Genomic DNA, 12,567 nt, shown 5'->3' on the forward strand with positions numbered 1-12,567 from the left:
GCAAACCACCGGCGAAAATAGCTGCCCGCAGTATTCCTCAAACCGTGATCATATTATTGCCAATCACTCCAATATTGTCGACAATGGAAACGGTACAGCTACTGCGACCTTCCAGACGACTCAAGATTGCGTGCGAGTAAGCTTCTCCGCGTATGGATGGGAGGAAGGAACTACTCCAAACAGCAACGGTACGCCATACGAGAAGCAGTACCATTTTGACGGAAAATCCAATGTATACGCCAAGGCTGGAACCTACTCCATTACCATTAACATTCCTCCTTGCGCTCCATATCAGCTTGACATCTACAGCGGGGACTTATTGCTCAAACTCGGTGTAGGCGGGCACGGAGACAAAATACTAGCGTGGAAATTAAAGCTTAATAATACATGTACTACTCCAACGCCGACACCAACACCAACACCAACACCAACACCGACACCGACACCGACACCAACACCAACTCCAACACCAACACCAACACCGACACCGACACCGACACCGACACCGACACCGACACCAACACCGACACCAACATCTACACCAACACCGACACCAACATCTACACCAACACCGACACCTACACCTACACCTACACCTACACCAACACCAACACAGACACCGACACCGACACCAACACCGACACCAATACCGACACCAACACCGACACCAACACAGACACCGACACCAACACCAACACCGACACCGACACCAACACCGACACCAACATCTACACCAACACCAACACCAACACCGACACCGACACCGACACCAACACCAACACCGACACCAACACAGACACCGACACCAACACCTACACCTACACCAACACCGACACCAACACCAACACCGACAGCTACGCCTATAATCGAGGTCATTGACGATCAAGACGACCAGCCGCCAACCGACACGAATATTGCTGAAGAGGAAACCGTTCCGCTCGACACCTTACCGAAAACAGGCCAATCCAGTTCTGTTCCCTATTATCTGATCGGTGCATTTGCCATAACTACCGGTTTCATTTCACTTAGAAAGCAGCGTCATAAGAAGCAAAGCTAACCTCAATCGGCTAGCCGTATCCCTGCTATTATACCAAGTCCCCGGAGCTCCCAATTGGCAGCTTCGGGGATTTTTCAATATCCGGGAACCTGCCTAACACCTGCTCCGATCTCACTTGAGTATGTTCAGCACTCCAGCTATCCCACGAACCAGCTTTATCCTATACTGTTTTTCTCCTTTGCTCCACTATCCCTTCTGCTCAGGTGAAATCCACCATCACTTCAATCAACATATTTAGAATGCGGTCCAGATACTGCGCCAATCTTTTTCCTGAGCTAATGGGATAGTGAAGCAAAGAGAAAATAAAGCAAGTCTGGCTTGCTCTTCAAATTTTCGAGGTGTTCAATTTTAGTCACAAAACAAATAATCCCGCATCTAAGAGACACGGGATTTCACAGTTTATGTAGATAGTTGCAACTTCTGGTTGTATTCATACGTTTTAAATAGAAAGAGAAAAAAGGCCGTTACAATGTAACCCAGCCAAATTTAATCGAATGAATAACAGCTTGCGTACGGTCGTCAACTTCCATTTTTTGCAAAATGCTGCTCACATGGTTTTTGACCGTTTTTTCGCTAATGAACAAAAATTCCCCAATCAGCTTGTTGCTCTTGCCTTCTGCCATTAATCGCAATACTTCGGCCTCACGACGCGTCAACGGGCTCTCATCGCCAGCAATGAATTTAACTCCCGGCTCTTGAGCCGCTGCCGCTCCCGATACGATTCCCATTTCATCCAAATAAGTCATACGGCGCAATTGATTAATCAGCTTACCCGTTACTTTAGGATGGATGTACGCATGGCCTTGAACGACGGAACGAATGGCGTTAATCAGCGCCTCTGCCTCCATGTCCTTAAGCAGGTAGCCTGTAGCCCCTTTGCGAAGCGTCTCGAACACATAGCTCTCATCATCATGAATGGATAAAATAATAACCTTTACATCGGGAAACATGTTTTTTAAACGTTCCGTTGCAATGACACCGTTCTCGGTTGGCATGTTAATATCCATAAGCACGATTTCAGGAATCGTATGATTGCAAAATTCTAATACTTGAATGCCGTCACCGCACTCGCCAATGACTTCCAAATCATCTTCCATATTCAGAATACGTTTAAGCCCTTCACGAAACAGCTGGTGGTCATCCGCAAGTAAAATTTTAATTTTATGGTTACTGCCTGCAGGTCTCTGATTTATCATTATATTACTCCTTTCTATGTTCGACAGTAGTAGTCGGTATATCTATTATAATTTTCGTCCCACTTCCGGGATTTGAGTCTATATCCATCCTTCCTTCTATCAATTCCACACGTTCTCTCATTCCCACCAGTCCAAAATTCGCGTTCCGGCTGGCAGCTTGCTCGATCACCTCGCAGTGGAAGCCTATTCCGTTGTCTTGTATGATCAGTGAAATCCGTGCAGGCTGATAGTTGATCTCTAACATGACGTGTGAAGCGCTCGCATGCTTATACGCATTTGTAAATGCTTCCTGCACTAAGCGGTAAATCGCCGCTTCCATAGCTGAAGGCATTCGAACCTCTTTGCCGACAAGCTCGAAAATGGTATGTATCTTTGTTTTTTCTTCAAAATCCTGCGTAAATTTGCGAAGTGTCGGTACAAGTCCCAAATCATCCAATGCCATCGGACGCAAATTAAAAATAATTTTGCGTATTTCCTCCAGACCGGAACGAACCTGTCCCTTCAAATCTACTAATTCTTCCTGCACCATAACAAATTCCTGCTTAATGAGCATCCGTTCTGCAATTTCCGTGCGTAGCACGATATTTGCGAGCGACTGCGCAGGGCCGTCATGAATCTCCCTGGCTATACGTTTGCGTTCTTCCTCTTGAGCCAAAATGATTTTCAAGCCCAGCAGCTGTCTCGTCTTGGCAGATTCCAAAATCCGTGTAACCTGATTCAAGTCGCCTGATAAATATTCTAATACGACATTTATTTGGGACGCAATCATTTCTGCCCGCTCAATGGAGTTTTCTACATTTCGGACCCGCTTCTGCAAATCATCCCTGCGGGCCTTGAGGTAAGTTTCCTTCTCGCGGTACACCATTAAATCGAGTTGAATTTGTGTCGCTTTCTCATACGCGGACTTGATGTCCTCTTCCTTGTACCGAACAAAATCCCGGCTAACTTCCGTAAGCCGGATTCGGGCGCGCCGGTAGTCCTGCTCGAGCTGATCGACTTTTTCGATCGTCTTCACGGTCTCTTGGAGCACGAACTCGAGCTCCTGCTCCAGGGACTCGAGCTCCATGCGCGCCGATTCGCATATCTCAAAAATTTGGTATTTACTGCTTTCCATCACTTCGATGGCATTTTTAATGACACGATTAATATCAACTGTTAGGTGGTCCACGAAAGATCGGCAACCTTTCTCTATTAAAGGTTAATCTATTCTATCATACCACAGATTGGTTCTCTTTCGTCTATCGTTAATCGATGGTAATCTTTTTTAGCTTCGGATCATATCCAACCTTTAATCCAAGCTTCTCCGAGAACAAGCGTACCGGAATTAATGTTCGGTTATTTCGAACGATCGGAGTGATATCGGATGACTGAAGGACCCCGTTCAGAATGAGATCTTTTTTGCCAAGCGTCATCTCCATCAGCTTATTGCCGCGCAGCACCGTTATTTGTCCGGTATTGCCGTTAAATAGAAGCTTAGCCCCCATTGCATCCGATACGAAACGAACCGGCACGTACGTCGTTCCATTGAATATAATTGGCGCTGAATCGAGCTTCATCGTGTTGCCGTTCACGGTCGCCGCCATTTTTCCAACGGTCATTTCGACCTTTGTATTTGTATCGACCGTTGCCGCAGCCGAGTATTGCAGCTCCATATTATCTAATCCGACCGCACCCGTCGACGAACGTTCATCCTGACCTTCTGCAAGCGTTACGACATACACGCGCTTTAGCTTGACTGGATATTTCATGCCGACGGATGACAAATTCACTTTCACCGTCTTCCATCCGCTCCAATCGAGCTGCTTGGCGAGGTCGAGCAGATGTGCCTTTCCGTCCGCATCTATAAATTCCGCACGTACCCAGTTCAAGCTTTTATCGCTATAGAGGTCAACCGTCATCGATGCCGGCGATCCCGCCAAAGTGATGCCAGTTGAATTAAATACCGCATAGGATGCTTTCGTCCCGGTACCATTCGTGAAATCATAGTCAAGCTTTAATGCTTTCGATGACGTTTGTCCAGGAAGATCGGATACAATGTTTACGCTTCCTGTCGTTGTGGCTGGCGTTACTTGAGAAGTTATCGCATATGTCGAATTCTCAAAATCTTCTAACGTTTTGACCGTTTCTCCCTGCGTGAACGGAATCATTGCCGGATAGCCGTCATAACGGGCAATCGCATATCCTGTGCTCGTTCCGGCATTTACCGATTGTACCGTCAGGCTATCGCCATTCTTAGCAGCGGTAAAACCGATGTACTGCCATTTCAGGTAGTCGCTGCTAAGCTTGTACGCTCTACCGTCCTTCAGCTTTACCGTAACCGGAACAGCAATTGAAGCACCCTCAGCTAATAATCCTGCGGCCGTGTCGATTGACAGCGACGCAATTTGATCCTGTCCAATTACTTCAACTTCATATTGGGTCGAGATGGCGCCCGACCTCACGCTTATCGACGTTTTACCCGGCTTAGTTGCCGTAAATTCATTGCTATGGAAGGTTCCAATCGCCTTCGTAGAGCTCCATAGCGCTGACGAATTATCCACATCAACCGGATTGTAATAGGTATCATAGCCTTTTAGAGAATAGGCGGCCTTCTGTCCTATAAACATGACATTAGCACCACTTACCGTAACACCTTTTAGCGTTCCTTGCGGCGCATTCGTGAATACGCCGATACCGTTCGCAACACTGCGCTGCGTCGATCCATATTGCGTTGCATGCGCAAGCTGTAAGGAATAGCTGCCGAGCGGACGCTCGATCATCGTGGTCGAGCCGCCGCCATCCAGATTGACGCCTTTGAATACGCCAAGCAGCAGCATAATTTGCTGCAATTCCTTCAGGCTGACACCCGTGTTGCTGCCGTTTCTCTCACTTGTAATCAGATATACCTTGGTGCCGTCCTCGGAATAACCGACTGCCGAACGTGACGTATACGACGAGCCGCTCACTCCCGTAATATCGCGGGAAAATGGTGCAGCCGCACCGGCATTCACCAGCAGCGTATGCCCGCCAACCAGCATTTCAAAAGCTGTTGGATCAATCTTTGCCCCTGTTGTTTGAGAGACAAGGGAATAGTCGGCACTAATAGTCTGACCGATTTGCAGGTGCTCCTTGACATATGTAGCCGCCAGACCATGTGTCCGAAGGATGTAACCGTCCTCTGGCGCTTGTATGGCAAGCGCTTGGCCGATCGATATTTCTTCGATGATGCCGTTACGAACCAGCACTTCCGTCGGCGTGGCGCCCGAGTTTTTAGGACGCTCAGCCCCGCCCCATGCACTTGTATAAATATACATCATATTAACATGGCTGTAGCGGGACCCTGTCGTTTCCGGGTTATAGGCCGATTGATTCAGTCCCTCTAACGGGAATGTAGAGCCATCCGCTGCCGTCACCATGCCTTCAAACGTATAGTTGTCTATCATCGGCTTGCGATTTTTGGAAACGGAAAAAGCATACATGCCTTTAAGCCTAGCCGGGCTCGACAAAAATGTGCCGCTTGTGATTTGACCGCCAAGTGGCGCACCTTCATGGCCCATGACGAATACGTCCGCATTAATGGCCGCTACCGCTTCATTTTCTTTTGCCATGTTAAGAATCGTATTTACTTTGCCAATATTGTTATTTTTACCGCTTATCGCGTTTAAGGATACGTAAGGATTGTTTAAATCAATTTCAATGACATGCACATCGGTTTGCACCTTCGCGCTGCCCCGCGTCGTGTGCCATTCATAATCCAAACGTCTTGCTCCCGAAGTAACGAATGATTGTTTTGTCAGCTTAAGCACCGGAGCGGTTGCATCAGCTGCTTCAATAACTGCAGAATGCCAGCTTCCAGGCAAGATTGACGCTATTGGCTGTACCAGCAATGTTCCACCTAACACGACGATTACGACACGTTTCCCCATGCTTCTCGTCTTCCGTCCAATGATGTTTCTAACCCTACCCATTATCTTAACAACTCTCCCATCTCATAATCTATTACATATAGACTACAAGAGTGGTATAAAAGTTCCTTATGATAAAATACTGCTATCGCTTTTCACCAGTTGAAAGATATCGCCTATGCATTTGTAAAAAAGAAAAATCTCTATCCGCTCGCAATGATTGCGGGGATAGAGATTTTTTGATTTTTGTTATGGCGTAATGAATTTAATATGCTGCAATAAACGCATAAGCATGACAGCCCCTTCAGCGCGTGTCGCGTTCGCGATCGGGCTCATCGTCGTATTCGTTTTGCCGTTCATAATACCGGCGGATACGGCTTTGGCGACATCCGTCTGCGCATAGGAGCTAATTTTGCCACGATCCGTATATTTCGTCAAATAGCTTACCGCTGATGACGGCAGCGATATCGTCACATCTGCTGACTTAGCTGCTCTAACCATCATAACGGCCATTTCCTGCCGGGTAATCGGACTGTTCGGCTTGAAGCTGCCATCCGTATTGCCCGTAACTATGCCTGCTGCAGACGCGGCACCTATATAAGCACCCATTGCTGTGTTTTCATTAACGTCCGTATACGCTGCAGCAGCGCTTTTGTCACCGCTAAGACCTAGCCCCTTGGCAATGTAAGTCGCAAATTCGCCGCGTGTTATCGCGCTTTGAGGTGCGAACTTCGTCGTCGTCCGCCCTTCGACAATGAACTTGCGCGTCAACGTATTAATCGCGCTTGCCGCCCAGTGCGACGTTACGTCCGAAAAGCTGGACGAATTTCGTACAAACGCGTACGCGCTGTTTCCTTTGCGTTTGAATGTGGCGATCGTCTTCCCGCCCGTTGTCGTAATGGTCGTAGGAACGTAGGACAAAGCTCCTGCTTGCGGGTCATACCATACGACGCTCGATTGACTCGCATTTACGGAGGAGCTTGTTTGAATTGTTCGGGTCAAGTAGCCGTTAAAGGTCGTTAACGGGACCTCGTTTGCGCCATTAAGGACAGAAAGCTCAAAGTTTGCCGGTCCGGCAATGACCTGCGCACTTGAGACGCCGAGCATCGTCGATAGTCCCGACGTTTTGGATGACGCGCCCGTGTCGATCTCAACGAGCAGATGATTCGTTGCGCTGCTGCCGCCCGCCATCGATGACATCGCGGTGTAATTCAACGCATTAAGCGAGAGCTCATAAGTCACATCACCGTGCTGCACCGCAAAAACGGGAGAACCGCCTTGACGGTAGACCGTCCCAAGGGCGAGAAGCGGAATCGCCACGATTGCTGCGCGCTCGGTGCTCGGCACTTTAAACGCAACGCGAGGATTGGTCATTCCCGATGCGCGGGCGGTCTGGTATGCGACAATAATTTTGTCGCTTTGCACCGTATATCGAAGCGCAGAGTTGCCGCCAGCCGATACATCCGGCATCGTGATGGCGGTTGTCGGCTTTAAGCCTACGCCTCCCCCGTCAGACGCTTCATAATCGCCGGTCAGGCTGTCTAAGAGCGAGGTCGAATTAAGTACACTTACGTTAGAGAAGCTAGCTATCATTTGGCCCCCGTTCGTACGCAAGCCCGAAGAAGTCGAATAATAGGTAACTGTGACCCGATCATTTACGGCTACAGGCGTTGCCAGCGTAAGCGTTACTTCCGATCCGCTGACAGCCACTTTTGTGATGACTTTGGCCAAATCATTGACCATCACCAGAAACTGAATCGATGGCGGAATATACGATGCGTTTAAAGACTCGCTGTACGTCATCGTAAGCGTCGATCCTTTCACAGAAGCACCGTACATCATGCCCGATGATCCCGTACCGCCATTCGATTGCATGCCGTTAAAGGAAGGGGCCGGATTACCGATTAGGTCGGTTAATAACGTAGAGCCTGCCACATAGGATACCGATACATTTTGACCTGTTGTAACTGCAGGACTAACGGTCAAGATCACTGAATCTCCCGACACGCGTACCTGAATAACCGGACGCGAAATGTTATCCACGTACACGCTATACTGTCCGCTGGAAGGCACGCTAAGCGGATTTAAGCTCTTGTTATATTTCAGCGTAACCTGCGACCCGCTGGCGCTAACCGATACTAAGCTTGGCGCTGCCGTATCCGTTCCGCTCGAGAGATCAAAGCTGCTGACCGCAGCCGTATTATTTCCGCTGACGTCCTTTATGGGATATGAGCTTGGCGCATAGGAAACCCGGACGATTTGCCCGGACTGAATCGTCCCGTTAATCGTCAGCATGACGAGACTGCCGCTGCTTATAATCGAGGTTGGGCTGTACAGCGTGCCGCCGACATTAACTGTAAATTGCAAATAAGCGTTGCTGTTCACCGACAAAATATCTTCACTGTACGACAGCGTTATCGTACTGCCCGCAGCAGTGCCGCCGATCAGCCTTGGAACGGTTGAATCCGGCGCATTGGTCACATCGCGGTTCGATAGGCTAACCGCTTCGTTCCCGGATATATCTTGAATCAGGCCGATTACCGGTTTAGAGTAATTCAGTTTCACAAGCTGTCCATTAATGATGGGACTCGACAAAGTCAGCAAAACCGTGTCTCCAACAACCTGCGTGTTTGTAACCGTCCTTTGAGCGTCATTAACCGTTATATAAAAGCTTCCCGGCGACGGCTTCTTATTCGAATCGAGCTGTTCGTTATACGTCATAATGATGGTCGAGCCGTTCGACTCCAGTTTACTGATCGCAGGAGGAGTCAAGTCAGATCCAATCGTCTTAAACGTCCATTGATATTCGTTCAAAACACCGACGAACGCATTGCCAACCAAATCCGTAACCGCATCTTCATCTATATAAACAAAGTAAGACGCGCCTTGGCTTAAAATTTGCGTCGGCGTAATGACTATTTTGCGGTTATCCAGACTATCCACATCAAATGTCGTTGTAATGATACTCGGAGATCCGGCGCCGATACGATAAATCGTAATCGCCCCCGTGCCTTTCATGACCGCTTCACTAAACGTAGCTGTGAACTTCGCATTTTCCGCTACCGCTGATGCATTATTATTCGGGCTTAACGTGGTGACCGTCGGTTTAACGGAGTCTTGCGTAATCGTAAACGACCATTGATTCGAGCTCGAAAGGCCGGTATAGAAGTTGCCTGCTGCATCCCGAAAGGCTCTATTGCCGATGGTTACGTAATATCTCGTATTATTAACTAACGCTTTGGCGCTTTCTGTTCCAACCGCTTTGTTTGGATCAATGGTAATCGTCTTGCTTCCACCGCCCGTAACGCGCTCTGACGTGACGGAAATGGAACGGAACAACGCGCCGCTGCCGACAGCACGGATTTCAATCGTTCCGCTGCTCGGATATACGGCTTCATCAAAAGTCAGCTCCAGCTGCGTATTCAGACTGCCAACCGAACCATTGTTCGTTGGGGTCAGTTTTGTTACATATGGAGCATTCGTTTCATTCCCCGGATCTGTTGTAAAATTCCATATATTCGCACCGGATATTCCATAATACCACTGGGTCGTATCCGCCTGTGAAAAGGCGCCTGCGTCAATCAGCACATAATAGGACGTACTCGCCTCTAATGCCGGACTAGGTGTAATCGTTACGACGCTGCTATTTACATTGATGCGGCCATCGACTGCTTCTATGCGTTGAAAGGTCGAGTTATTATCAACTCTGCGAATTTCCACATACTTATTGCTGCGTGCAAATACGGCTTTATCAAACGTAATGCGAAGCGGTGAATTAACAGGCACTGAGGTAGCATTATCCGCAGGCGAGAATGGCGCAAGCGCATTCACGGGTGCGACATCCGTCGTGAAATTCCACGACGTACCATTGTAATAGTTGCCTGCTGCATCCTGAAACACAGTGCTTGGTACGGTAACTGTGTAAGTCGTGTTGGGCTGCAGCGCAGCAGGCGTTTGAATGATGATTTGATTCGTACCGCTGCCCTGGACCGAACTCGAAGTTACCGATACCGATCTTGAATCGTCTGTTGAGGTCAACAAGATATTACCGCTTACCGCATAAACGGCTTCATCAAAAGTAATGGTAACCGGCGTTGTGACGGCATTTAACGTAGACAGATGGACCGGAAGCCTAGCCGTATGCGACGGCCTGATCGTATCCACCTCTTCCAACGTGCGGAAATTCCAGCTGTTTGCGCTGTAAATACCCGCATAGCTCGCTCCGTTCGACACATTTACTAATGCGCCCGTATCAACTAACACATAGTAATTTTTTTTAATGACAAAATTGTTCTGAGGATCAATGGTAACGATTCGTTGTGTCGAATCAATGGTTACTCTGCTCGAGGTGACGCTAATGCTTTCCACCAAATTATTTGTAGAGGATTCATAAATCGATATAGTGGCCGAATTTAAGCCCTTTGTAACCGTTTCGTCAAACGTCATTTTCAAATCAGCAGTTAATGGAACATTCATTAGATCATCGGCTGGGCTTAAGCTTAACGCGACCGGACCTGCAGAAGCGGCGGTGGCGAGCTGCGGACCTGCGGACCCGCCTGCCAAGCTTATTTGCAGCAGCAGCATAACGGCGATGAACAAAGACAGCTTGCTGGTACGATTCATTTCAATTCACTCCTCAAAAAATTACACTCGTACCTTATTTGTCGGTCACTCAGCATGAAAAATTTAGGTTATTCGACTTATTTGTGTCGAAATATAAAAAAAGCCCATTCCTCGTAAAAGGTATGGGCCTTATCAATTATTTTAACTTTTATTAAACGCCAGCATCCGATTTCAACTTATCTGCTTTGTCGACGCGCTCCCAAGGAAGATCGACATCTGTACGGCCGAAGTGACCGTATGCAGCTGTCTGAGCATAGATTGGACGACGCAGGTCAAGCATCTTGATAATGCCTGCAGGACGAAGGTCGAAGTTGCTTGTAATTAGTTCTACAAGCTTATCTTCTGCAATTTTTCCTGTTCCATACGTATCCACGTTGATCGATACCGGTTTAGCTACACCGATAGCGTAAGCCAATTGGATTTCGCATTTGTCTGCAAGTCCTGCAGCGACGATGTTCTTCGCTACATAACGAGCGGCATAAGCTGCCGAACGGTCAACCTTTGTAGGATCCTTGCCGGAGAATGCTCCGCCGCCGTGGCGAGCGTAGCCGCCATAAGTATCAACTATAATTTTACGGCCAGTCAGGCCTGCATCGCCTTGAGGTCCGCCAATAACGAAACGTCCTGTCGGGTTGATGAAATATTTGGTGTCCGCATCAAGCCATTCCACCGGAACGACTGGTTTAATAACTTGCTCAAGAATGTCCTCCTGAATTTGTTCAAGAGTGATTTCTTCAGCGTGCTGTGTCGAAACGACGATCGTATCTACGCGAACCGGCTTACCATCCACGTACTCGATTGTAACTTGCGTTTTACCATCTGGACGGAGGTAACCAAGTGTATCGTTCTTACGTACTTCCGCCAAGCGGCGTGCAATACGGTGCGACAATGCGATCGGAAGAGGCATAAGCTCAGGCGTTTCGTTCGTAGCAAAACCGAACATAAGACCTTGGTCACCTGCACCGATATCTTCATTCTCTTGCTTCATGTCCTTACCATCACGAGTTTCAAGCGCAGCGTTAACGCCTTGCGCAATATCAGCCGACTGTTCATTAAGCGACGTCAAAACCGCACATGTGCTGGAGTCAAAGCCGTACTTTGCGCGCGTATAACCAATTTCCTTAATTGTACGGCGAGCGATTGCCGAAATATCGACATAATCCGCACGGCTGCTAATCTCACCAATCACCAAAACAAGACCTGTTGCTACAGAAACTTCACAAGCGACACGCGCATATGGATCTGCTTCCAGGAATGCATCCAAGACAGCATCAGATATTTGATCACAAATTTTATCCGGGTGGCCTTCCGTAACTGACTCCGATGTAAACAAGTGGCGTCCTTTAACCGACATCCGTATCAACCTCCTATAACCTTAGTATGAAATAAGTTCTTACTTTCTACACAAAAAATGAACCTTTTCCGCAAAGGAAAAGGTTGTTAGACAACTCTTCTAAAACAGTATGATACCGAAAATGTCGGTTAGTGTCAATGGACGCCTTCATTACTGATCGTTATTGGTAGCCACCCAAAACTTGTTCCGCTTGTGAAATCAACCTTCTTGTGATCTCGCCGCCTACAGATCCCGCTTGCCTTGTAGACAAAGTTGTCCATTGTACGCTTTGTCCACCGCTTGCACCTGCTGATGCACCAAGCTCGCCTGCGAACTCGGTATCTGCGCCAACACCGGCAAAGGCACCTGACGTCAATCCAAATTCAGCAGCAATTTCATACTTTAATGAATTAAGGGCAGCTTTACTTGTTGGTACTACAATTTTATTCGAACGACTCATCGGTAGTACACCTC

8 protein-coding genes are annotated in these 12,567 nt (G+C 48.0%); 2 read left to right on the top strand and 6 right to left on the bottom strand.

The window, feature by feature from the left end; all coding sequences use genetic code 11:
• The first annotated feature begins 387 nt into the window (after positions 1-387).
• Positions 388-879 (top strand): hypothetical protein, encoded by a 492-nt coding sequence (locus DFP97_RS31590; RefSeq protein WP_245976351.1) that lies wholly within the window; start codon positions 388-390, stop codon positions 877-879.
• Between the two features lie 34 nt (positions 880-913).
• The gene (locus DFP97_RS32295) at positions 914-1,057 is read left to right on the top strand and encodes an LPXTG cell wall anchor domain-containing protein (protein ID WP_425453537.1); all 144 of its coding nucleotides are present in this window, start codon (positions 914-916) and stop codon (positions 1,055-1,057) included.
• Positions 1,058-1,521: 464 nt separating this feature from the next.
• Here the strand turns inward: DFP97_RS32295 and DFP97_RS17810 are convergent, their stop codons facing one another.
• From DFP97_RS17810 to DFP97_RS17835, 6 genes are all read right to left on the bottom strand, one after another.
• Positions 1,522-2,253, bottom strand: coding sequence for a response regulator (locus DFP97_RS17810; protein ID WP_114381542.1), 732 nt, complete (start codon positions 2,251-2,253; stop codon positions 1,522-1,524).
• A 4-nt stretch (positions 2,254-2,257) separates the two neighbouring features.
• On the bottom strand, positions 2,258-3,421 hold the full coding sequence (locus DFP97_RS17815; RefSeq protein WP_114381543.1) for a sensor histidine kinase: 1,164 nt from the start codon (positions 3,419-3,421) through the stop codon (positions 2,258-2,260).
• 76 nt (positions 3,422-3,497) lie between these two features.
• Complete coding sequence (locus tag DFP97_RS17820; RefSeq protein WP_114381544.1) at positions 3,498-6,200, bottom strand: stalk domain-containing protein; 2,703 nt, start codon at positions 6,198-6,200, stop codon at positions 3,498-3,500.
• Between the two features lie 186 nt (positions 6,201-6,386).
• Complete coding sequence (locus tag DFP97_RS17825) at positions 6,387-10,760, bottom strand: Ig-like domain-containing protein (protein WP_114381545.1); 4,374 nt, start codon at positions 10,758-10,760, stop codon at positions 6,387-6,389.
• A 151-nt stretch (positions 10,761-10,911) separates the two neighbouring features.
• Positions 10,912-12,114, bottom strand: a complete 1,203-nt coding sequence (metK, locus tag DFP97_RS17830; RefSeq protein ID WP_114381546.1) for a methionine adenosyltransferase — start codon at positions 12,112-12,114, stop codon at positions 10,912-10,914.
• A gap of 160 nt (positions 12,115-12,274) precedes the next feature.
• The gene (locus DFP97_RS17835) at positions 12,275-12,553 is read right to left on the bottom strand and encodes an alpha/beta-type small acid-soluble spore protein (protein WP_114381547.1); all 279 of its coding nucleotides are present in this window, start codon (positions 12,551-12,553) and stop codon (positions 12,275-12,277) included.
• Between the last annotated feature and the right edge of the window lie 14 nt (positions 12,554-12,567).

This window comes from Paenibacillus prosopidis (assembly GCF_003337375.1).
GTDB lineage: Bacteria > Bacillota > Bacilli > Paenibacillales > Paenibacillaceae > Pristimantibacillus > Pristimantibacillus prosopidis.

Coding starts and splice junctions, on each gene's coding strand:
- DFP97_RS31590 (WP_245976351.1), top strand. CDS start 388: ATGTACTACTCCAACGCCGACACCAACACCAACACCAACACCAACACC.
- DFP97_RS17810 (WP_114381542.1), bottom strand. CDS start 2,253: ATGATAAATCAGAGACCTGCAGGCAGTAACCATAAAATTAAAATTTTA.
- DFP97_RS17820 (WP_114381544.1), bottom strand. CDS start 6,200: ATGGGTAGGGTTAGAAACATCATTGGACGGAAGACGAGAAGCATGGGG.
- DFP97_RS17825 (WP_114381545.1), bottom strand. CDS start 10,760: ATGAATCGTACCAGCAAGCTGTCTTTGTTCATCGCCGTTATGCTGCTG.
- metK (WP_114381546.1), bottom strand. CDS start 12,114: ATGTCGGTTAAAGGACGCCACTTGTTTACATCGGAGTCAGTTACGGAA.
- DFP97_RS17835 (WP_114381547.1), bottom strand. CDS start 12,553: ATGAGTCGTTCGAATAAAATTGTAGTACCAACAAGTAAAGCTGCCCTT.